This window comes from Nitrobacter sp. 62-23 (genome assembly GCF_001897285.1).
In the GTDB taxonomy this organism is placed as follows: Bacteria; Pseudomonadota; Alphaproteobacteria; order Rhizobiales; family Xanthobacteraceae; genus Nitrobacter.
Genome location: NZ_MKSM01000040.1, coordinates 1 through 21167, shown reverse-complemented (window position 1 = coordinate 21167; position 21167 = coordinate 1). Strand labels below are relative to the sequence as shown.

20 protein-coding genes and 1 pseudogene are annotated in these 21167 nt (G+C 63.6%); 6 read left to right on the top strand and 15 right to left on the bottom strand.

Features of this window, described 5'->3' with window-relative positions:
- Positions 1–48: 48 nt before the first annotated feature.
- The 5 genes from BGO16_RS03910 to BGO16_RS03890 form a co-directional block, all read right to left on the bottom strand.
- Positions 49–1317 (bottom strand): terminase family protein, encoded by a 1269-nt coding sequence (locus tag BGO16_RS03910; RefSeq protein WP_292617304.1) that lies wholly within the window; start codon positions 1315–1317, stop codon positions 49–51.
- Complete coding sequence (locus BGO16_RS03905) at positions 1310–1918, bottom strand: hypothetical protein (RefSeq protein ID WP_292617286.1); 609 nt, start codon at positions 1916–1918, stop codon at positions 1310–1312. Before BGO16_RS03905 ends, BGO16_RS03910 begins: the two co-directional genes overlap by 8 nt.
- A 785-nt stretch (positions 1919–2703) precedes the next feature.
- Positions 2704–2868, bottom strand: coding sequence for a Flp family type IVb pilin (locus tag BGO16_RS03900; RefSeq protein ID WP_292617303.1), 165 nt, complete (start codon positions 2866–2868; stop codon positions 2704–2706).
- Positions 2869–3010: 142 nt separating this feature from the next.
- On the bottom strand, positions 3011–4561 hold the full coding sequence (locus BGO16_RS03895; protein ID WP_292617285.1) for an MDR family MFS transporter: 1551 nt from the start codon (positions 4559–4561) through the stop codon (positions 3011–3013).
- A 162-nt stretch (positions 4562–4723) separates the two neighbouring features.
- Complete coding sequence (locus BGO16_RS03890) at positions 4724–5239, bottom strand: YcgN family cysteine cluster protein (protein WP_292617284.1); 516 nt, start codon at positions 5237–5239, stop codon at positions 4724–4726.
- Positions 5240–5527: 288 nt separating this feature from the next.
- On the opposite strand from BGO16_RS03890, the gene BGO16_RS03885 reads away from it, so the two are divergent.
- The 3 genes from BGO16_RS03885 to BGO16_RS03875 all read left to right on the top strand — a co-directional run bounded on the left by BGO16_RS03885 (position 5528) and on the right by BGO16_RS03875 (position 9240).
- Entirely contained in the window at positions 5528–7795 is a 2268-nt protein-coding gene (locus tag BGO16_RS03885; protein ID WP_292617283.1) for a PBP1A family penicillin-binding protein, read from the top strand.
- 291 nt (positions 7796–8086) lie between these two features.
- Positions 8087–8665: a DUF1214 domain-containing protein gene (locus tag BGO16_RS03880; protein ID WP_292617282.1), complete on the top strand. Its 579-nt coding sequence runs from the start codon at positions 8087–8089 to the stop codon at positions 8663–8665.
- A complete protein-coding gene (locus BGO16_RS03875) occupies positions 8662–9240 on the top strand; it encodes a DUF1254 domain-containing protein (protein WP_292617281.1) in 579 nt (192 codons plus the stop codon). The genes BGO16_RS03880 and BGO16_RS03875 overlap by 4 nt, the downstream gene beginning before the upstream one ends.
- 682 nt (positions 9241–9922) lie before the next feature.
- Here the strand turns inward: BGO16_RS03875 and BGO16_RS03870 are convergent.
- Positions 9923–10645, bottom strand: a complete 723-nt coding sequence (locus BGO16_RS03870; RefSeq protein WP_292617280.1) for a hypothetical protein — start codon at positions 10643–10645, stop codon at positions 9923–9925.
- Between the two features lie 67 nt (positions 10646–10712).
- Positions 10713–10916 carry a hypothetical protein gene (locus BGO16_RS03865; RefSeq protein ID WP_292617279.1) on the bottom strand — a complete coding sequence of 68 codons (204 nt, stop codon included), beginning with the start codon at positions 10914–10916 and terminating at the stop codon, positions 10713–10715.
- 137 nt (positions 10917–11053) lie between these two features.
- On the opposite strand from BGO16_RS03865, the gene BGO16_RS03860 reads away from it, so the two are divergent.
- On the top strand, positions 11054–12019 hold the full coding sequence (locus BGO16_RS03860) for a DUF2336 domain-containing protein (RefSeq protein WP_292617278.1): 966 nt from the start codon (positions 11054–11056) through the stop codon (positions 12017–12019).
- Between the two features lie 63 nt (positions 12020–12082).
- Here BGO16_RS03860 and cckA read toward each other — a convergent pair whose 3' ends face one another.
- The 7 genes from cckA to flgB all read right to left on the bottom strand — a co-directional run bounded on the left by cckA (position 12083) and on the right by flgB (position 18800).
- Complete coding sequence (cckA, locus tag BGO16_RS03855) at positions 12083–14638, bottom strand: cell cycle histidine kinase CckA (RefSeq protein ID WP_292617277.1); 2556 nt, start codon at positions 14636–14638, stop codon at positions 12083–12085.
- A gap of 153 nt (positions 14639–14791) precedes the next feature.
- A complete protein-coding gene (flhB, locus tag BGO16_RS03850) occupies positions 14792–15871 on the bottom strand; it encodes a flagellar biosynthesis protein FlhB (RefSeq protein WP_292617276.1) in 1080 nt (359 codons plus the stop codon).
- Positions 15872–16314: 443 nt separating this feature from the next.
- Positions 16315–17085 carry a flagellar biosynthetic protein FliR gene (gene fliR, locus BGO16_RS03845; protein WP_292617275.1) on the bottom strand — a complete coding sequence of 257 codons (771 nt, stop codon included), beginning with the start codon at positions 17083–17085 and terminating at the stop codon, positions 16315–16317.
- A gap of 89 nt (positions 17086–17174) precedes the next feature.
- Positions 17175–17438 (bottom strand): flagellar biosynthesis protein FliQ, encoded by a 264-nt coding sequence (gene fliQ, locus BGO16_RS03840; protein WP_292617274.1) that lies wholly within the window; start codon positions 17436–17438, stop codon positions 17175–17177.
- Between the two features lie 173 nt (positions 17439–17611).
- Positions 17612–17923 (bottom strand): flagellar hook-basal body complex protein FliE, encoded by a 312-nt coding sequence (fliE, locus tag BGO16_RS03835; protein ID WP_292617273.1) that lies wholly within the window; start codon positions 17921–17923, stop codon positions 17612–17614.
- A gap of 14 nt (positions 17924–17937) precedes the next feature.
- Positions 17938–18363: a flagellar basal body rod protein FlgC gene (gene flgC, locus BGO16_RS03830; RefSeq protein ID WP_292617272.1), complete on the bottom strand. Its 426-nt coding sequence runs from the start codon at positions 18361–18363 to the stop codon at positions 17938–17940.
- 29 nt (positions 18364–18392) lie between these two features.
- Positions 18393–18800 (bottom strand): flagellar basal body rod protein FlgB, encoded by a 408-nt coding sequence (gene flgB / locus BGO16_RS03825; RefSeq protein ID WP_292617271.1) that lies wholly within the window; start codon positions 18798–18800, stop codon positions 18393–18395.
- Between the two features lie 381 nt (positions 18801–19181).
- Between flgB and BGO16_RS03820 the strand changes: the two genes are divergently transcribed.
- Together BGO16_RS03820 and fliP are read left to right on the top strand one after the other, a co-directional pair.
- The gene (locus BGO16_RS03820; RefSeq protein WP_292617270.1) at positions 19182–20138 is read left to right on the top strand and encodes a flagellar biosynthetic protein FliO; all 957 of its coding nucleotides are present in this window, start codon (positions 19182–19184) and stop codon (positions 20136–20138) included.
- Positions 20135–20890 carry a flagellar type III secretion system pore protein FliP gene (gene fliP, locus BGO16_RS03815; RefSeq protein ID WP_292617269.1) on the top strand — a complete coding sequence of 252 codons (756 nt, stop codon included), beginning with the start codon at positions 20135–20137 and terminating at the stop codon, positions 20888–20890. The genes BGO16_RS03820 and fliP overlap by 4 nt, the downstream gene beginning before the upstream one ends.
- Positions 20891–20921: 31 nt before the next feature.
- Here the strand turns inward: fliP and BGO16_RS03810 are convergent.
- Positions 20922–21017 (bottom strand): annotated as a pseudogene (locus BGO16_RS03810) (IS481 family transposase); the annotation flags it as partial.
- Between the last annotated feature and the right edge of the window lie 150 nt (positions 21018–21167).

Genomic DNA, 21167 nt, shown 5'->3' with positions numbered 1-21167 from the left:
CGACCCTTTCTTCACCTCTTCCCGGCAGTGGGAAGCGGAAGCTCTTTCTCACAATTCCCTCACCCGTGGCTGGGCGCGCGGCGCGAGCGCCAGCGACGTCACCGCCCACACCAGCGCATCGAGCCGGTCGGGCGAGCGCCCCGACGACAGGCCCGACAGAGCGAAGTCGCACATTTCGTCTTCCAGCGCGGCGAAGCTGCCGGCGTGCCGGACGCGGCCTTGCTCATAAAGCGTCGCCACCGGTTCGGCGCGCAGCCACTTGCCGCGCGTCGCGCGCACGGGGATGACGGGCACCGCGGCATCCACCTCCGCGATCACGGACTTCACCATGTCGCCGCCCTGGTTGACTTCCGCCACCAGCGCATCAGCCTCGCACCGTCGCCACAGCGCAATCGCTTTCGCCGCCCACAGCGCCGGCGTTGCGCCCGCCACCGTCTCGTCGGCGATCACATAAACGATGCCGCCTTCCGCCAGCCCTGCCGCCACGATGCCGCAGGCGTCGGCGCGCTTGCCGGAGGTCGCGGGCGGATCGACTGCGACCACGACACGCTGCATCGGCGGCGCTTCGCGCACGCGACATTTCTCAAGCAGCGCGCGCGACCACAGCGCGTCGGGACGATCCTCGATGATCTCGCCGTCAAGCTCCTGACGCCCGAGCCGCGTTCCGGCGTAGCGCGCCATCACGCCTTGCAGAAAGGTCGGCGCCAGGTTGAAGGCGTTGGCCTGCGTCGGCGCGCGCGTGACCACGCTCGCCGCGTCGTTCATCAGGCGCTTCAAAAGCGCGGTCGGCCGCGGCGTCGTCGTAATCAACTGGCGCGGCTGCGAGCCGAGCCGCAAGCCGAACTGCAGCATATCGAACGCCGCTTCCGCGTAGCGCCACTTCGCCATCTCGTCAGACCAGGCGCAGCCGAATTGCGGTCCGCGCAGGCTTTCCGGATCGTCAGCGGAAAAAGCCTGCGCCACCGCGCCGTTGCTCCATTCCAGCCGCTTGCGCGAGGGCGACCATGACGGCCGCTCGTGAGCGGCGTGAACCGCGAGCAACCCGGAAACGCCTTCGATCATCACCTCGCGCACATCGTGTTCGGTTTCCCCGACCAGCGCGATGCGCGACACCGCCTCGCTCGCGAACGGTGACAGGCCGAGCGCCTGCGCGCGAATCCATTCGGCCCCGGCGCGGGTCTTGCCGGCGCCGCGGCCACCGATCATCAGCCAGATCAGCCAGGGCGCGCCGTTTGGCGCGAGTTGCGGAGGACGCTGATGCTCGTGCGCGAAGATATCCCACTGCCGGGCGAGAAATCCCAGTTCCGCCTCACTCATGCTCTCCAGCAGCAGTTGCCGCTGGCGCGGCGACCACTTGCTCCAGTCGGCGCGAAAGCGCGCGCCTGAACTCGTCGAGATCGCGGGGCACGGCGTCGTCATCGGCGGGCTTCACCTTCTCCTCACTGGCGCGCAGCCGCGTCACTTCGCCAAGCGTGCGCGCGAGACTTGCAAGCGTGCGTGCGCGGCGCTCCGCTTCGGTGCGCTGCTGCGGTTTCAGATGACTGCCGCCGACGATGACCTCGATCAGCGACAGTTCGCGCTCGATCGCGCGCGTCACCCGTTCGATCAGCAGCGCGCCGCTCGCGGGCGGCGGATCGTCGACCCGCTCGACCGCCGTGCGCTTGACGCGCGGGCTCGGTTCATCCTTGCGCCGAACGGCCGTGCGCCGCGCGCGCTGCCGGCTCAATCCGGCTTTTGCTGCTTCGTCGTGTTCATCGACAGGAACTACCTCGTCATCGACGAAGCGCGTGGTGGCGGCCATCGTCGCCTTGCGCGCGGCCGCGGTCTTGCCAGGCCTGGTGTCGGCCTGATTTTGCTTGCGGGCTTTCGCACCGACGCTTGCGGGCGTGAGCGGCTTCTTGCGGGACTTCTTCTTCATTGCGGGGGATGAAGATTTTTTCGAATCGGCCCGCTTTGCAGGACCGGCCGCGGCTGTTTTCGTTCGCGATGCAACGCGAGCAGCCGCCGGTTTTCGTGCCGGTCCGGCGGGTCGCGTCACTACCATGATGTCGAAAAACCCTCTCGTCGCGGAATCGATATTGCCGATGAAACCCGGCTTCCGAATTTCCCTGGAGCAGAACGTCATTCTCTGGAAGACCGAACCGATCCCGCCCGGGATCAGCACAGCGAGACCGCATCGCGCCGAAGCGATCCGGAGAGCCCCGGATGAGAACCTCGTTTTCCGGCGCAACTGTGGAGCATGGCGTAAACCTACCTCGGCAGCGTCACGCTGTCAAGGTATATTTTCCTAGTGTGGTGGTTCAGAAGTTCGCTTCAGTGCTCAATCAAATCCGTCAAGCGAACTTCTGAACCTAAACCACACTAGAATCATAAAGTTGCTAGTGTCCCTTTGATTCCGAAGTTCGCATCAGAGGTTGCTGCAAGGGTATACGAACTTCGGAATCAAAGGGACACTAGGAAAGTTTGCCGCGCGCTCATTGGTTTTTTCGAGCGTCCCTCAAGCGTTTTCGAGCGAAGTGGAATCCGGTTCGCGTGAAGAAAACGCGTCAAATCAAGAAGCCAGAGTCTTTCACCGTTTCCATGAAACGGTGACTCTCGGGGCTTGACCGGGGATGGATACGGATTTGCGTGAAGAAGCGCGTCAAAATCCTGAGTTCGCTTCTTATTCCATGAGAAGCGAACAGACTCTGATGGCCTGCCGCGTTACTTCAGCCGCTCGTTCACCGTGACGAAGCGATCGTTCATCGAACTGCCGATGCTGTTGACCGCGGTGATGACGACGATGCTGATGCCGCCGGCAATCAGCGCATATTCGATCGCGGTCGCACCCGACTCGTCGCGCAAGAAATCCGATGCAATCTTTGCAATGAAGCGCACTGCCAACTCCGATCGATCGATGCGCACTTTCGCGCGTGGCTGGAAACCCAAGTCTACGCCCGAATGATTGCACAGACCCTTAAGCGATACCCTCAATGAATGCTTAAATCGAACGGTGAAATTCTATCGGTTATCACGCCGCCGGACCGGCGAGCGGTCGCTCCTCCATCAACACCAAAAGCAGCGACGCCCCCGCAAGCATCGCCGCGGCGGCGGCAAACACATAGCGGAACGCCGTGGTCAGGTCGGACGCGGAGATCGCATTGGCCTGACCGCCACCATGACCGATCGAAACGTCCACACCCGGCGCCACCAGCAGGATGGCGGCGAAGCCGGCGACGGCGAACGAGGAGGCCAGCGCGCGGAAGAAATTCATCGCGCCGGTGACGGTGCCCACCTGCGGGCGCGCCACCGCGTTCTGCAGCGACACCACGGTAACGGGAAAGATGGTGCCGAGGCCGAAGGCGAACAGCGAGAGCAACACCAGCAGCGCCCAGAGCGGCGTCACGAACAACGCCGGGATCGCGGCCACGACGGCGGCAAATGATGTCCCGATGATCGCGACCCGCTTGTAATGAACCGCGCGCATCATGGTGCGGCCGGCAAGCGCCGCGCCTCCAGTGGAGACGGCTGCGATCGGAATCAGCGCCAGCCCGGATTGGGTGGCGTCGAGATGGTGGACCACCTGATAGTACAACGGCAGATGCACGGTGAGCCCGATGATGGCGCCGAGCCCGAGGCCGCCGGCCGCCATCGCGTAGGGAACGACGGGGCCACCGATCAGCGGCAACGGCAGGAACGGTTCCGAGGTCGCGCGCGCGTGCCGGACAAAGCCGGCTGCGAGCACGAGCGCGAGCACGAGCATGGCGGCGATCGCCGGCGACAGCCAGGCAAAGCGGTTGCCGCCCCATGTCAGCACCAGCATGAATACCACGGCGGAGGCCATTAGCAGCGCTCCGCCGATCCAGTCCACCTTGCGGCGGCGGTGGAATACCGGGATCTTACCCATCCTCGGCAGCAGCAGCGCCAGCGCGATGACGCCGAGCGGCACGTTGATCCAGAAGATCATCGACCAGTGCAGATGCTCGGCGAACACCCCGCCCAGCACCGGGCCGGCAACGCCGGCCGCGGTCCACACGCCGCTGAAATAGGCCTGGTACTGGCCGCGCTCGCGCGGGCTCACCACGTCGGAGATCACCGTCTGCACCACCGGCAGGATGCCGCCGCCGCCAAGTCCCTGAACCCCGCGCGCGACGATCAGCGTCGTCATGTTCGGCGCCAGCGCGCACAGGACCGAGCCCGCAACGAACAGGCCAAGCGCGGTGACGATCATCGCGCGGCGACCGTAGATGTCACTCAGCGTGCCGAACACCGGCGCGACCGCGGTGGACGCCAGCAGGTACGCCGTGATGATCCACGACAGGGCAGTGACATCGCGGAACTGGCGGCCGATGGTCGGCAGCGCGGTCGCGACGATGGTCTGGTCGAGCGCGGCAAGAAACATGGTCAGCATCAGACTGACCATGATGGTGCGGACCTCGCTTCGGCTCAGCGGAACGGGCGGCGCGGTCCGCGGCGCATCGGAGCCGCCGCCGGAGGAACCGGCCGGGACGGTGCGGGAGCTGTTGGCGGCCGAAACCCGCGGAGAGACCGGAGTCCGTCCGGGCTGATCGAGCTTGTTCATGCGAGGGGAACAAATTTTCCGCTGAAAATGGCAAAAGGCAAAAGGACGCAAAGAGAAGGCAGAGGAAGAATCACATAACCCGCGCGGTCAGGTTCGGACAGCGCGGCCGATGGCTGAACGGCATCGGCGGATGCTCAATCGCAAACATGTGATGGTAAGGAATTAACCTCGCGGGCGATTCCTCAGCCGGGCGCGCTTCGGCAAGCGGACCGGCCACTGCACGATATGATCCTCCAGTTCGGAATCGGGAATCTCGTCCTCGGTCCCCCGCACCCGGCCCCGCACCGAAACCCCCGCTTCGTGCACCGTGTTGCGATCGCCGGAAATCAGCGGATGCCACCAGTAGAGATCGCGTCCCTCCGCGACCAGCCGATAACCGCAACTCGGCGGCAACCAGTTCAGGCTGCGTACGTTTTCCGGAGTCAGGCGGACGCAGTCCGGCACCTGTTCGGAGCGGTTCGCATAATCCTTGCAAGCGCAGAGCCCGGCATCCAGCAGACGACAGGAGACATGGGTGAAATAAATGTCGCCGGTGTCTTCGTCCTCGAGCTTTTCCAGGCAGCAACGCGCGCAGCCGTCGCACAGGCTCTCCCATTCGACGCGGGACATCTCTTCCAAAGTCTTGGTCTTCCAGAAGAATCCGTCCTGTCCCGACGGGCGCGAGGATCGTTGCGTCATGCTTCGCTTCTTGGCTGGCTGAAATCGCGGATGATCAGTCTATGGGCTCCGGGCGCACCGCGCGCAAGCGCCGGTCGCGACATACAATCTGAAAGTGCAACGACCATTGGTTTATCATCCCCGCTCGGATAGAAGGAAACCGGTTCTCCCGAGGACGCCGGAGGACGTTCCAGCGTCGGTTTTTAACGCACCTTCTGCGTGCCTTGGGTTTGCCGCAACACTCTTGCATGACGTGCCGACGGCGCCGGACGGGTCGCCGCCGCGCCGCAGATCGGTCACAGGCCCTTAGTGCGAAATATCCTGCCCTCCGATTGGAAAAAGCGAATCCGGCATTTCCTGCTGGATTTCGACGCACGCGTCGATTCAACGCTGTTCTCGTCGGCGGTCGGCGCGCGCGAACTGTATGAACGCTTCTCCACCTATATGGACCGCTTCTATGTCGGCCGCTGGAAACGCTGGGTGTTCATCGAGCCTTTATCGGAAGCTGCGACGCTCGGCCTCGGCGGCCTCATCGTCCTGCTGGCGCTGGCGCAGCCGGCATTCCGCGAAACCGCCGACGAGGACTGGCTGAAGAAATCCGATCTCGCGGTGACGTTCCTCGATCGCTATGGCAATCCGATCGGCAGCCGCGGCATCAAGCACAATGATTCGATTCCCCTCGAGGAATTTCCCGACAACCTGATCAAGGCGACGCTGGCGACCGAAGACCGCCGCTTTTACGATCACTTCGGCATCGACGTCGGCGGCACCTTCCGCGCGCTGGTCACCAACGCGCAGGCCGGCGGCGTACGACAGGGCGGCTCCTCGATCACCCAGCAACTCGCGAAGAACCTGTTCCTCTCCAACGAACGCACCATCGAGCGCAAGATCAACGAGGCCTTCCTCGCGATCTGGCTCGAGACGCGCCTGACCAAGAATGAAATCCTGAAGCTTTATCTCGACCGCGCCTACATGGGCGGCGGCACCTTCGGCGTCGATGGCGCGGCGCATTTCTACTTCAACAAGTCGGTGCGCGACGTCAATCTCGCCGAAGCCGCGATGCTCGCCGGCCTGTTCAAGGCGCCGACCAAATACGCGCCGCACATCAACCTGCCCGCCGCCCGCGCCCGCGCCAACCAGGTGCTCGACAACATGGTGGACGCGGGCTTCATGACCGAAGGCCAGGTGTTCGGCGCGCGGCGCAATCCCGCCACCGCGGTCGACCGCCGCGACGAGAATTCGCCGAACTACTACCTCGACTGGGCGTTCGACGAGATGCGCAAGCTGGTCGATACGTTTCCGCGCTCCTATACCGAGCGCGTGTTCGTGGTGCGCACCGCCATCGACATGAACGTGCAGCACGCCGCGGAAGAAGCGATCGAAAACCAGTTGCGGCAATTCGGCCGCGACTATCACGCGACCCAGGCCGCAACGGTGGTCGCCGATCTCGACGGCGGCGTGCGCGCGATGGTCGGCGGCCGCGACTATGGCGCGAGCCAGTTCAATCGCGCGACCGACGCCATGCGCCAGCCCGGATCGTCGTTCAAGCCGTATGTCTACACCACCGCGCTGCTCAACGGCTTCAAGCCGACATCGACGATCGTCGACGGCCCGGTCTGCATCGGCAACTGGTGCCCGCAGAACTACGGACATTCCTATTCCGGCACGGTGACGCTGACCCAGGCGCTGACGCGCTCGATCAATGTGGTGCCGGTGAAGCTCTCCATCGCGCTCGGCAAGGGCGAGAAGAACCCGGCCAGGGCCGGACGCGCCAAGATCGTCGCAGTCGCCCGCAAGTTCGGCATCGTCACGCCGCTGCCGGATACGCCGTCGCTGCCGATCGGCGCTGACGAAGTCAACGTGCTCGAACACGCCGTCGCCTATGTGGCATTTCCGAATAAAGGCAGGGCGGTTACGCCGCACGCGGTTCTGGAAGTCCGCACCGGTGCCGGCGATTCGGTCTGGCGCTACGACCGGGACGGCCCCAAGCCGCGCCAGATCATTCCGCCCTCGATTGCCGCCGACATGGCCGGCATGATGAGCCACGTGGTCAGCGAAGGCACCGCGCGCCGCGCCATCCTCGACGGCATTCCGGCGGCCGGCAAGACCGGCACCACCAACGCCTATCGTGACGCCTGGTTCGTCGGCTACACCGGCAACTTCGTGTGCGGCGTATGGTACGGCAACGACGACTACTCGCCGACCAACCGCCTGACCGGCGGCGCATTGCCCGCACAGACCTGGCACGACATCATGACCGCGGCGCATCGCGGGGTCGAAATCAAGGACATCCCGGGGGTCTCCGCGCCGGCGAAGCCGACCGCCGCCGCCGCCGCGAAAGCCACGAGCGACGACGACGCGAATCCCGCGCCGCCGCCGATCCTGACCAAGCGCGGCGCGGAGATCCTGGTGCGCGTGGAAAAGCTGCTGGATGAAGCCGGCAAAACCATCGGAAAAACGTCGGCGGCTCCCACCGACACGCCCCATCCTGCTTCATCGGGTGCCGCCGCTTTGCCCGAAAACGTCGCAGCCGCAGCGTCCGGCGTTCGGACGACTCCCGCACCACGCAAGAACTGACGCATGATCCATGTCATCCACGTCCCATCGTTATCCATGGCCCGTCGTTTTTGAGCGAACATGTCCCGCGGATTTTGACCGGGGAACAGACCGGTTCGCGCGCAGACAACGCGTTGAACAGGACGCCCCGTTTCTAATCCCGTGAAGCGGAAAGGCTCCGGGAACTTCAACACGGAACTTCAACTCGAAACCGGACCGGAAGCCTAATATCATTAGGCTCCTTTGATTCTGCAGTTCGCATCAAAGGAGTTGAGCGATCTTTGCGAACTTCGAAAACCGGAGCGCCGATCCGTGCGGCTGATCATCCTCATCCTGGTGGCGCTGCTGCTCGCCATCGTGGTCGGCCTCGGCGCCACCTGGATCACCGCGACGCGCGGCACCGATCTGGGCACGCTGACCATCGGCGCATGGACTGCAAGACCAAGAAGCGGATCGGCTGACATTGATCCCTATTCGCGCGCCGCGATTGCGCGCAGCGGCGAGTTACCGATCGGAACCGGCGACGGCATCGCGTTCCTGGCGACCGCCTCCGACGACAAGCGACCGCTCGATGGCCGCTGCGACGTCATCGTCAGCGGCGTCACTCCGCCGGCTCGGTTCTGGACGCTGACGCTTTATGATCGCAAGGGCCGCCTGGTGGCCAATTCGCTGCAACGCTACGGCTTCACCAGCGAGGAGATCGTGCGGAATTCCGACGGCTCGTTCACGGTGAGCGTGGCGTCGCGTGCGCGCGCCGGCAACTGGCTGCCGACGGGCGGCATCGAGCGCTACGTGCTGATGCTGCGCCTCTACGACACGCCTGTCGGGGTCGCGACGCGAAGCCAGCGCGACGCGCCGATGCCTTCTGTTGCAACCGGAAAGTGCTCATGATCCGCCTCATGTTTGCGATTGTCGGCGGCGTCCTGCTCGGCGGGGTCGTGCATCTGGTCAGCGTGCTGGCGCTGCCGCGGATCGCCTCGCAGGACGCCTATTCGCGGCTGGCGGCGATGACCACGGTGAACGCAGTGACCCCCCTGCCCCCGGCCGACCCCGGCATTTCGCCGATGCCGTTCATGGACCCGGCCTTCGCCATTGCGGTCTGCCGCTACGACCTGTCCGGCGGATCGATCAAACTGACGGTGCCGGTGAGCCAGGCCTACACCTCGGTGTCGTTCTATACCCGCAGCGACGTCGCCTATTACGCCATCAACGATCGTTCCGCCGGACGCAAGGTGATCGAACTCAACCTGATGACCGAAGCCCAGCACGCGGAACTGCCCGAGGAGGAAGACGTCACGGCCGCGGACCGGCTGATCATCGATTCACCCTCGACGACCGGGCTGATCGTTCTGAAGGCCCTGGCGCCGGAGCCCGGCATGATGGAGCAGGCGAAGGCCTCGCTCGCCGCCGCAACGTGCCGGCTGCAAACCGAGCCGCCCATGGTGAAGCCTGAAGCGAAACGGTAGGCGGCACGATCGCTCGATCGTTTCGTGCTCTATAGCGCTTTCGAGCGAAGCGGGGACCGGTTCGCGCGAAGAAAGCACGCCAAATCAAAATTATAGAGCCGTCACTTCTGATTCCATCAGAAGCGGAAGGACGCCAGAGCATGATCCCGAAAATGGAAACCCGTTTTCGGAAAAGATCACGCCCAAACAAAAAGATAAGCGACGGGTCTAATCCATCGCAGTTGAACCAGACTTAGCTCTCGGTAACGGTGAAAGCCTAGTGGTCCGATTCTAACATTTGCATCCCGTTGCGGCAGGGCGGTCCTGCAAATGTTAGAATCAAAGGACCACTAGCAGCTATCAGGTTTCTAGTGGAGTTTTGAATTTGACATTCGCCTGACGGGTTTGCTGCAAAGTGGGTAGCGAATGTCAAATTCACTCCACTAGCATCTTGATTTAACGCATTTTCTTCACGCGAACCGGTCCCCCCTTCGCTCGAAAACGCTCCAAATGGGACATCTCGATCATCATTGCCGGTCTGGCCCCGCAATCCATTTTCTTTGAGCGATCCATCTTCTTCGAAAAGGAATGAATGCGCGGCGAGGCATAGGTGAGAGAGCGCCGCCGCTCTTCGAACGGTTATGGGCGAGCGAAAGCGACGCCGTTTAACGAAGAGCGATGCCCGCGCATGACGGGACCAGATCTATCCCCGCGTGCGCAGGGCGCGGCCGACCACCGGCGTTGCGGTGACCGGGGGATTTGCGGCCAGCGCCGCAAGCTGTCCGATCAGGCGGTCGGCATCGGCGGCCACGCCATCCGGCGCATGAATAACCAGACGCTCGAGCGCCCAGCGATAGGAGGCGACCCGCTGCTCCAGGCACTGCTGCACCCATTGGACGATCAGGGTGTTCTCTTCCATGCGCGCGACGGCGTCCGTGCGCTCGCGCGGCGACAGGTCCGGCACGAACTTTAGGCTGGCGTTACGTTTTCCATCGAGATCAAAGACTTGCCGTGCGGTGTTGAAGAACGGATCGAAGCGCGTAATGTCGTTACGGACGTCGTCCATCAGTTGCGCGTAGCGCGAGGCATGAGACCGGTGCGGCTCGTCGATCAACTGACGACCGTAGGCGCTGCGGTCGAATGCGGGCTTCTGCCGCCACGGCGGGGCAAACGGCTCATAATTGCCGAACACACTCTTCCAGGCCGGCCGCGAAAGCGGCGGCTCGACCAGGGGATAGGCGAGATCGCGCAACATCCGCTCTGGCTCGGTGAGTTGAAATCGCGACGACGGCCGGCCGATGCTGCCGGTCGCTTCCGCGCCCATCCAGCGATGCATGTCGTCATTGCGGACATCCTGACGGACGCGACCGAAATCGCCGCCACTGCATCCGGCCAGCGTAATGCCAAAAAGAACCACCAAAATCATCGACGCGGGGCGCGGGAGCCTTGAATCTGCTGGCGTTTGATTCCCCGGCATCACGTTTATCCGTAAATCAAGATCGTGCGCGGCGGCGGCGACGGCGCCCGGGGGCGGCGCCCTCCTCGGGACCTCGCCCACCGCCGGTTTCCTCGCTTTCGCGGTCGATGCGGATAACCGGCAGGATCACAACGGTACCCATCGTGCGGTCCGCGGAGCGATCCATCGTTGATCCCGATCGCGAAGCCGCATCAGCCGGAAACGCAATAACGGTGCCCATGCCCAGTTTCTCCTCGCCCGGCCGCCAACCGATTTTCGGCAGCGCCGCGGCGGGATTTAGAACCGGCCATGGTTAACGGCCTGTTAAAGCCGGCTCGCTAGATTGAGGCGAGTTGTTACCAGCAAACCTGCGCCGACATGACCCCACTTCAGATGTTTCCCGGCTTCGACGGGTTGTTGACGCTGTCCCGCAGGGAGGGCGTCGACATCCGTCCGACCCTGCTGCGAGTGCTGACCGACCTTTACGTGCAGACCGCCACGCATTCCGCCGAGGAAGAGCAACACTTCGTCGAACTCACCTCGCGCCTGATCGATCAGGTCGACGATGCCACCCGCGCCGCGGTGCGCGCCCGCCTGTCGATCTATCCACGGACGCCGGCGGCGATCATGAGCAAGCTGAGGCTTCATGCGGCCGCTCCACCGCGCCCCAAAACCGCGCCGCCCTCGCCGCCGACCCCCGCGCCGACTGCGGAGACGAAACCCCAGACAACCGCGACGCTGTCCATGGAGCCGCGCGACGGTTCCGAAATCAGCCAGATGTTCTTCGCCGCGAACGCCAGGGATCGTGCCTTGATCCTGCAAGATCTGGCGACGGCGCCGCTGCGGCCATCGCCGCGGGTCCATCCGTCGAGGGCCGCACGCGCGATCGAGACTCTCTATATGGCCGCGTTCGCGTCGGACGTTGACAACTTCACCACCGAACTCGGCGAGACGCTGATCCTTCCCGCCCGGATCGCCGAACGGGTGGTGAAAGATCCCGGCGGCGAGCCGCTCGCCTGCGCCGCCAAGGCCCTCGGCATGCCCTCGAAGATCTATCAGCAAATCCTGCTGTTTCTCGATCCGGCCATCGGCACGTCCGTCAACGCGGTGTACCGGCTGTCGCGGCTCTACGACCTGCTCGACGAGCGTTCCGCGCGGATCATGCTGGCGGCCTGGCGCGGGGCGACGATGACGGAAGCGCGGGCCAAATATCGTCCGACACTCTATAATGACGAGCGCCATCGCGTCCGGGCGGCACCGACGCACGAACGTTCCGGCGTCCTACAGCCAGGCGCAGCCACGGCCCTCCGGCGCGGAACCGACCGTGATGGATCGGGCGGATAGGCAGCTCTTATTTTGAAAGAAGCCAACCATCAAGGCAGACCGGACCGGCCCTGCGCGAACCGCTCATGACAGCGCCATTGTCTCCTTGACCTTGGCGACCAGCGCGCTGAGCGCGAACGGTTTTGCGAGGAAGGCGAACTGCTCATTCTCCGGCAGGCTCTTGTCGAACGCTTCTTCCGCATAACCCGACACGAAGATGATCTTGAGATCGGGATTGCGCTTGCGCATCTCGCGCAATAGCGCGGGGCCGTCCATCTCCGGCATCACCACATCCGAGACGACGAGATCGACGGCGCCGTTCTTCTCGTCGAATGCCTCCAGCGCCTCGATGCCGTTGGCGGCCTCGATCACGCTGTAACCGCGCGAGCGCAGGCCGCGCGCGTTCAGCGAGCGAAGGCCGTCTTCGTCCTCGACCAGCAGGATGGTGCCCTGCCCGGTCAGGTCGCCGGACGCCGGCTTGGCTGGAACGGACGAGTCCTTCGGAGCACCGCCGGCCGCGGCCTCAGGCCGGACATCCGTCTCGGGATGATGGCGCGGCAGGAAGATGCGGAACGTCGTCCCCTCGCCCGCTTTGGAATCGACGTAGATGAAGCCGCCGGTCTGCTTGACGATGCCGTAGACCGTCGACAGCCCGAGCCCGGTGCCCTTGCCGACCTCCTTGGTGGAAAAAAACGGCTCGAAGATCTTATCGACGATGTCAGGCGGAATACCGGTGCCGGTGTCGCTGATCTCGACCAGCACGTAATCGGCGGCCGGCATTCCCTTGTAGCCGAACGTCACGACCTCAGCCGCCGCAACATTGGCGGTGCGGATTGCGAGCTTGCCACCGTTCGGCATGGCGTCGCGCGCGTTGACCACGAGGTTGACGATCACCTGCTCGAACTGCGAGACATCGGCCTTGACCGGCCACAGGTCGCGCCCGTGCACGACCCCGGGGAACGTGACCTTCTCGCCGATCAGGCGCTTGAGCAGCATGCCGATGTCGCTCAGGGTGTCGCCGAGATCGAGCACCTTCGGCTGCAAGGTCTGCCGCCGCGAGAACGCCAGCAGCTGCCGCACCAGCGCGGCGGCGCGGTTGGCGTTCTGCTTGATCTGCATGATGTCCTGGAACGACGGATCGGTCGGCTTGTGCGCGTTCAGCAGGAAATCGTTCGCCATCATGATCGCGGACAGCACGTTGTTGAAATCGTGCGCGATGCCGCCGGCAAGCTGGCCAACGGATTCCATCTTCTGCGACTGATTGATCTGGTTTTCCAGCGTGCGCCGCTCGGTCGTCTCCAGCACGTAGACGATCGCGGCTTCCGCGTCGCGATCGTCATCCTCCACCGCGGTGACAAAAAACTGTCCCCAGCGTTCGCGCGCGCCGACCAGCATCACCTCGACCGGTGGAATATCGCCCTGCCCATCAGCCGCTGCCTGAATGGCCGCGCTCAACTGGCCGCGATCGCGTTCGTTGACGGCGGTGAGAATCGATTTGGTTACCGCGCCGTCAGAACCGAGGCTTTGCGCGAGTTTCGCGAACCGCGCATTGGCCCGGCTCACAGTGCCGGACTTGTCGACGGTGGCGATCGCCATCGGCGTGTGATCGAAGAAGCGCATGAAACGGACTTCGGCTGCGCGCTGCGGATCGACGCGCTCGTCGCGGGCGCGGCTGATCACGAGAGTCCGCGAGGGGCCGGGCACGCCGTCGGCGCCGAACGCCAGCTTATGATAGAGCCGCACCGGCATGGTCTTGCCGTTGCGCATCCGCAGGTCGACATCGAAGACCTCGGTCCGGACCTCGCCCGGAGCGGCGGCGATCGACGTCAGCAAAGCCGCGCCGTCGCCGGAGACGACGTCGGTAAGCTTCAGGCCGCCCGATCCGATCTCCGCGAGATCGTAATCCAGCCAGTTGGCGAGCGTGGCGTTGACATAGGCGAGATCGCCTGACGGATTGACGGAGAAGAAACCGCACGGCGCATGATCGAGATATTCGATCGCATGGCGCAGTTCCTGGAAGATGTCTTCCTGCCGTTCGCGGTCGCGGGTGATATCGGCGATCGACCACACGGCATGCCTGGACTGCCGCTTGGCCTGGCCAAGCGGGCGGACCCGCAACCGCAGCCAGCGGCCATGCGCGCCATCGGCGGCGGCGACGCGCACCTCCTCCTGCTGGCGCTTGCCTTCGCGCGCGGCCTTCAGCAGACGGAACACCGCCTCGGAGACGTCGGGGTTGCCGATGAAGACGCGCTCCACCGGCCGCACATCCTGCATCGAGGTGGCGCCCGTCAGGGTAAGATAGGCGGCGTTGGCATAAACGATGTGCCCGCCGGCATCCGTGACGGCGATGCCATCAAACGCGTGATCGGCGACCGGGCGCATCAGCGGATCGTCGGCGGTGCGGTCGGCGAAGCGGACAATGCCGGCCGCAAATGCGAACAGCGTGAACAGGCCAACCGTCGCCAGCAGCGCCAGCAACCCCAGAATGTAAGGCTGGGCGTTGGCGCGCCCGAGCGTCATGAACGCCACGGCGGCCGCGACGATTGCACCCGCGACCAGCAGCACCAGCAGGATGCTGCCGCTCCGCCGCGCCGGTTCCTGCGCAACCTGCGGCGACTCGATGTCGGGATCGGATGTCATGGAATCCGGCGGGGCCTGTCGCAGCGGGCGCGGAATGCGCGTATGTCGGGTCCTGAGTGCCTGAATCGGGCCCGGCAACGCAAGCACCTCATGGGCTCATTTCCCGCCATTTCCCCACCGGGATACTCTTTTTCCGGACACCGCCGGCCGGCATTACGCGCCGCGCGGCGCAAAGCCACGCTTCAGGCCCATGACGTAGCCGATGATTTCGGCGACCGCGTGATAGTGCTCGACCGGAATCTCGTCGTCGATCTCGACGGCGGCATACAGCGCGCGGGCCAATGGCACGTTTTCGACGATCGGGATGTCATGCTCACGGGCGATTTCCCTGATCTTGAGCGCGATGTTGTCCGCGCCCTTGGCCACGCAGACCGGCGCCGACATGCCGCGCTCGTACGACAACGCGACCGAATAGTGGGTCGGATTGGTGATGATGACCGAAGCCTTGGGCACCGCAGCCATCATGCGCTTCTTCATGCGCGCGGCCCGCAACTGCCTGATCCGGGCCTTGATGTGCGGATCGCCTTCCGACTGCTTGAACTCGTCCTTGATTTCCCGCAGCGACATCTTCTGCCGCTCGAACCACTGCCGGTACTGAAGCAGGTAGTCTGCGATCGCGACCAGCGCCAGCATCGCGACCACCGCGCCGAGCAATTGCAGCGTCAGGGTTCGGGTGGTGCCGAGGATGGCGTTCGGATCGAGCCGCACCATGGCGTCGAGCCGCGAGCGCTCCGGCCAGAGCACCGCCGTCATGACCGCGCCGAGCGCCAGCACCTTGAAAAGTCCCTTGGCGAAGTTCGCTGCTGCCTGCTTACCGAAAATCCGCTTGGCGCCGGAAACCATCGAAATCTTGCTGAGCTTCGGCTTCAGCGCCTCCCCCGACCAGACGAAGCGGTGCTGAACGATATTGCCGGCAACGGCAGCCAGCATCAGCAACAGCAGCGGCACGCCGAGCGCGGCGACAAGCACGTATTCGATCTGCACGGCCAGCGCCAGCAGACCCGGCCCGTCGGTCCGGATCTGCCAGGAGTTGGCGATCAGGTTGCGTAGCGGCATCTCGAATCCGCCGCCGACGGAGCCCGCGAAGGTCGACAGCACCAGCGTCGCGCCAGCGATCACGAACCAGGTGTTGACCTCCTGGCTCTTGACGACGTCGCCGCGCTCGATCGCGTCATCGAGGCGTTTTTGCGTCGGGTCTTCTGTCTTTTCGGTATCGTCGCTCTCGTCGGCCATCGTCGCGGTGTCCTATAGCGTTTTCGAGCGAAGTGGATACCGGTTCGCGTGAAGAAAACGCATCAAATCAAGAGCCTATAGTCTTTCACTGTTTCCATGAAACGGTGGAAGACTCTAGTGGTCCAATTCTAACATTTGCATTCCGTTGCCGCAGGGAGTTCTTGCAAATGTTAGAATCAAAGGACCACTAGCAACTATCAGGTTTCTAGTGGAGTTTTGAATTTGACATTCGCCTGACACGTTCGCTGCAAAGTGGGTAGCGAATGTCAAATTCACTCCACTAGTGTCCCGATTCCGAAGTTCGCATACCCTTGCAGCAACCTTTGATGCGAACTTCGGAATCAAAGGGGCACTAGTAACTTTATGATTCTAGTGTGGTTTAGGTTCGGAAGTTCGCTTGACGGACTCGATTGGGCAATGAAGCGAACTTCTGAACCACCACACTAGTTCGACAATGTCAGATCGCGCATCACGCCGATAAAATAATCCATGTAGGTCCCCATCATGGACACCAGCACGGCGGCGAGAATCATGAAGCCGATGAGGATCGAGAGCGGCACGCCGATGAAATAGACCTGCATCTGTGGCATCAGCCGCGCCAGAACGCCGAGCCCGATATTGAAGACCAGCCCGAACACCAGAAAAGGCGCCGACAATTGCAGGCCGATCTTGAAAGCAGCGGCGAAAGCGCGTGTCGCCAGCGCCGCCACGTCGCCGCTCGGCATCAGTTCGCCCGGCGAGAAAATCCTGTAGCTCTCGTTCAGCGCGGTGATGACCAGATAGTGCGAGTCGGTTGCAAACAGCAGCGCGATGCCAAGCAGGGTCAGGAAGTTGCCCATCAGCGCGCCTTGCTGGCCCTGGCTCGGATCGACCGAGGTGACGAATCCAAGCCCAAGTTGCTGCGCGATGATCGAGCCTGCGACCTGCAAGGCAGCGAGCGTGACGCGTGCGGTGGCGCCCAGCACCACGCCGATGATGATCTCATGCACCAACAAGACCGCCAGCGGCGCAACCGACTGCATGTCGACGTGATAGGCGGAGCGATGCAGCGGCAGGATAATGAGAGTCAGAAGCAGGGCGATGGCGAGCTTGACCCGCACCGGAATGAAGCCCTCGCCGAAGCCCGGCAACAGCATCACCATCGCGCCGATGCGGGCAAACACCAGCATGAAGGCGGCGCCAAGAGCGGGCAGAAGCGAGATGTCGATACGCATGATGCCCTTGAGGTGCTATCCCGACATTCCCGTCGGGAACTTGCAGCGAGCGGATCGCGATACCGCATCCACCCCTGCGATCTTGTGCATCAACCGCCGATGATTCGCGATGAAATCCGTATCATTTCGGCGTGCAGCGCATCGGCCATGAACGGCAGCGCCAGCACCAGCGTCACGAAGATGGCCAGGATCTTCGGCACGAACACCAGCGTCTGTTCCTGGATCTGCGTCAACGCCTGTATCAGCGAAATGGCGACGCCGACGATCAGGCCGACGCCCAGCAGCGGCCCCGAGACCAGAACGATGGTCCAGATCGCATCGCGCGCGATATCCAGTGTTTCAGCGCCGGTCATTGCCATCTCCCATGTACTTTGTTCTCTTATGCTGGAACGTGCGGCTTTCAGACGCCGCAAAATTCATTCTTCCCGCTTCAGCTATGGATTCCGGGTTTGCGCTTCCGGCGCGAACGCTACGCGTTCGTCGCTCGCGCGCCCCGGAATGACGACTTGAAGCGATACCCATACGATCAGATCGGCATTCTCATGATGTCTTCGTAGGACTGGATGACGCGGTCGCGCACCGAGACCAGTGTCGACACCGCGACATCGGTATCCGCCACAGCGGTCACCACGTCCATCAGGTTTGCCTTGCCCGATGCCATCGCCACCGTCTGCGCATCGGATTTCCGCCCCGATTCCATCACGCTGCCGAGCGCATCCTTGAGCACGGCGCTGAACGAGGGGCCATCGCCCTCCGGCGGCTTGCCGGCGGCGGCGCTGGAGCCCATCATCTTTGCAAGGCTCGCATAGGCGTTTGCTGCGACTGTGGGTGATGCCATGGTCAGATCTCCGATCAGGATTTGAGGATATCGAGCGTGCGCTGGATCATCCGGCGCGTCGCGCTGATGATGTTGACGTTCGCCTCGTATGACCGTTGCGCGTTGCGCATGTCGGTCATTTCGACCAGCGAGTTGACGTTGGGATATTTGACGTTGCCGCTGGCGTCGGCAGCCGGATTGCCCGGCTCATATTTGACGCGGAACGACGACATATCGGGCTTCACGCGACCGAGCGTCACCACTTTCGCATCGAGCGCACGATCGAGCGCCGATGAAAAGGTCGGCACCTTGCGCCGATAGGGATCGCCCCCCGGTACTTGCGCGGTGGAATCGGCGTTGGCGATGTTCTCCGAGATCACCCGCATCCGTCCGGCCTGCGCCCGCAGACCGGATGTCGCGATGCCCATCGATCGCATGAAGTCGGCGCCGTTGTCTGCCATGTTGCGGTCTCCTTCCCTTCAGCTCTGCCTCATGCCTTGCCGACAGCCATCTTCAGCAGACGCAGGCTGCGGCTGTAGAGTGAGGTCGCGGTGGCGTAATCCATCTGGTTGGCCGAGACCTTGAGCATCTGATCCTCAAGATTGACGGCGTTGCCCGCGGGACGGGTCTGAAAGCCGGCATGGGGATTCTGATCGAAATTCGATTCCGGGCCCGAGCCCGCGATGCTCTCGCCCGAGGTGGTGCGCAGCATCGCCAACGCCGCGCCGGACGAGGCATTGCCGCCACGTGCGTCGAACTTCGGCTCGATCAGATCGCGCGGCTTGAAATTCGGCGTGTCGGAGTTGGATATGTTTTCGGCGAGAACACGCTGGCGCTCCTGATGCCACTGCATACGGGTGCGCAGGGCCGCCAGCGCGGAAATATCGTTGATGGGCACGACGGACCTCCCGCTCCAGCCCCAGGGACGAAGCACCGCCGGGGGTAGGCAGAATTTGCCGCCTTCATGGTTAACAGCCGGTTAAGAACCACGGCGATGCGTCCCGGACCGCCTCCTCGCCCTGCCGGTCGTGACGTCCTCGATCCCGGCCAGGCACATTTTTGCCAGGATCGCTGCGTTAACCACCCGCATTAACCCAGCCTCCGGTACTCAGAAGTTGTTTTGGTCTGGTCGATTCATAGGTTATTAAGGACGTCAGCGGCAGCTTTTGCCGGATGGGGTTAACAGATTGGGCCAAGGCTCGGTCGTCACGGGAGGGTGCCGAAAGGCATTCGACGATCCGAAGCTGTAATAAAGGCGCTTTCTGTCAGGGATACAGAAATGCAGGCCATTACATTCGTCATCGCATTCATAGTGGTTCTGGCGCTGATCGCCGGGACCGCCTGGCTAGTGCGGCGATTTGCGGGAAACCGGCTCGGCACCACCGCCAATCGCGGACGGATGCCCCGTCTGGCGGTCATCGACGCCGCCGCGGTGGACGGGCGCCGGCGGCTGGTTCTGGTGCGCCGCGACAACGTCGAGCACCTGCTGATGATCGGCGGACCGTCCGACATCGTCGTGGAACCCAACATCGTCCGCGCACCGGGGCGCGAGCAGATCCCGCAACGTCCTGTCTCCGGCAGCGAGCCATCGCTGCCGCGCCTGCCGCCGCTGGCGGAAGCCGGCTGGACCGAGTCCGATAGCCCGCATTCCAGCCCGCCCGAGCAGCCCCATGAGACCCCCGAGCCGACGCGGCCGGTCCAGCGTCCCCCCTTCCCCGATCCGGTGCGACGTCCCGCCGCCGCCGAGCGTCGCAGCGACCCGTTGGCGGGCTTCACGCCCGAACCCATGAGCCGGACCGACATTCGCAGTGCCCGCCCGGCGCACAGCGAGCCCGCGATGCGACCGCCCGTTCGTCCGGCCGAGCCGCCGGGACCGACATCACCTCCGCCTCCGCGCCCGGCCGAGCGGCCTGCATTTCCGCCGCCACCGCCTGTGCCGGCGCCTGCCGCATCGCCTCCACCTGCGGCCAACGCGGATCACAATCTCGCCGAGATGGCGCAACGTCTCGAGGCCGCGCTCCGGCGTCCGGTCAATGACGGCAAGCCCGCGACTGCCGCGCCACCCGTTCCCGGACCGCCGCCCCGTCCGCGCGCCGTGGAAACTGCGGCCGCTCCCGCCCCGCGCAGCGAGCCGCCGCCGGCGACACCAACTCCGCCGGCCGATTCGAAATCCGGCTTCGAGCACCTCGAAGATGAGATGGCGTCGCTGCTCGGGCGTCCGAAGTCGCCTTCGTGAGGCCGGCGGCTCACCCGCGTAGAGTTTTATTCCTTCTTGTTCTGATAACCGCCGGATCGCTCGCAGGTCCGGCGTTTGCGCAGGATATCAGCATCAACCTCGGCGGCGCCGGGAATGGCGGCGTGAGCGAACGCGCCATCCAGTTGATCGCGCTGCTCACGGTGCTGTCGATCGCGCCGTCGATCCTGATTATGATGACGTCGTTCACGCGGATCGTGGTCGTGCTGTCGCTGTTGCGCACGGCGCTGGGCACCGCGACCGCGCCGCCCAACACCGTCATCATCGCGCTCGCGATGTTCCTCACGGCATTCGTGATGGGGCCGACGCTGCAAAAATCCTACGATGACGGCATCAAGCCGTTGATCGCCAACGAGATCACAGTGGAGGACGCGCTACAGCGTGCGTCCGTCCCCTTGCGCGGCTTCATGCAGAAGAACGTGCGCGAGAAGGATCTCAAGCTGTTCATGGATTTGTCCGGCGAGCCGCCGCCGGCAACGCCGGCGGACCTGTCGCTGCGGATCCTGATGCCGGCCTTCATGATCTCGGAACTGAAGCGCGCCTTCGAGATCGGATTCCTGCTGTTCCTGCCGTTCCTCATCATCGACCTCGTGGTGGCATCGGTCCTGATGTCGATGGGCATGATGATGCTGCCGCCGGTCGTGGTGTCGCTGCCGTTCAAGCTGATCTTCTTCGTGCTGGTCGATGGCTGGTCGCTGGTGGCCGGCAGTCTGGTGCAGAGCTACGGGAGTTGAGCGACAGTGAGAACATCCGGTGTCTAGCCTAGCGCCTGGCGAGCCTTCTCAGGCTCTCTTGACTATTTTGTATTGCTCGACGGACTGCCTCCGTCCTGGTGGCGCAGCCGTGTAGAACTTGTCCCATAGCGCATTCTTCGAATCTTGCGACAAGAATGCACTTTCAAAGCTTGGGACTAAACACCTAGTGGAGTGAATTTGACATTCGCTACCCACTTTGCAGCGAACGTGTCAGGCGAATGTCAAATTCAAAACTCCACTAGAAACCTGATAGTTG

Bases quoted from the DNA above. Each gene is read 5' to 3' on its own strand.
- cckA (WP_292617277.1), bottom strand. From the start codon at position 14,638: ATGACATCCGATCCCGACATCGAGTCGCCGCAGGTTGCGCAGGAACCG.
- fliQ (WP_292617274.1), bottom strand. From the start codon at position 17,438: ATGACCGGCGCTGAAACACTGGATATCGCGCGCGATGCGATCTGGACC.
- BGO16_RS03890 (WP_292617284.1), bottom strand. From the start codon at position 5,239: ATGACGCAACGATCCTCGCGCCCGTCGGGACAGGACGGATTCTTCTGG.
- BGO16_RS03875 (WP_292617281.1), top strand. From the start codon at position 8,662: ATGATCCGCCTCATGTTTGCGATTGTCGGCGGCGTCCTGCTCGGCGGG.
- fliR (WP_292617275.1), bottom strand. From the start codon at position 17,085: ATGCGTATCGACATCTCGCTTCTGCCCGCTCTTGGCGCCGCCTTCATG.
- BGO16_RS03895 (WP_292617285.1), bottom strand. From the start codon at position 4,561: ATGAACAAGCTCGATCAGCCCGGACGGACTCCGGTCTCTCCGCGGGTT.
- flhB (WP_292617276.1), bottom strand. From the start codon at position 15,871: ATGGCCGACGAGAGCGACGATACCGAAAAGACAGAAGACCCGACGCAA.
- BGO16_RS03860 (WP_292617278.1), top strand. From the start codon at position 11,054: ATGACCCCACTTCAGATGTTTCCCGGCTTCGACGGGTTGTTGACGCTG.
- BGO16_RS03870 (WP_292617280.1), bottom strand. From the start codon at position 10,645: ATGATTTTGGTGGTTCTTTTTGGCATTACGCTGGCCGGATGCAGTGGC.
- BGO16_RS03910 (WP_292617304.1), bottom strand. From the start codon at position 1,317: ATGAGTGAGGCGGAACTGGGATTTCTCGCCCGGCAGTGGGATATCTTC.
- flgC (WP_292617272.1), bottom strand. From the start codon at position 18,363: ATGGCAGACAACGGCGCCGACTTCATGCGATCGATGGGCATCGCGACA.
- BGO16_RS03905 (WP_292617286.1), bottom strand. From the start codon at position 1,918: ATGAAGAAGAAGTCCCGCAAGAAGCCGCTCACGCCCGCAAGCGTCGGT.
- BGO16_RS03865 (WP_292617279.1), bottom strand. From the start codon at position 10,916: ATGGGCACCGTTATTGCGTTTCCGGCTGATGCGGCTTCGCGATCGGGA.
- BGO16_RS03820 (WP_292617270.1), top strand. From the start codon at position 19,182: ATGCAGGCCATTACATTCGTCATCGCATTCATAGTGGTTCTGGCGCTG.
- fliE (WP_292617273.1), bottom strand. From the start codon at position 17,923: ATGGCATCACCCACAGTCGCAGCAAACGCCTATGCGAGCCTTGCAAAG.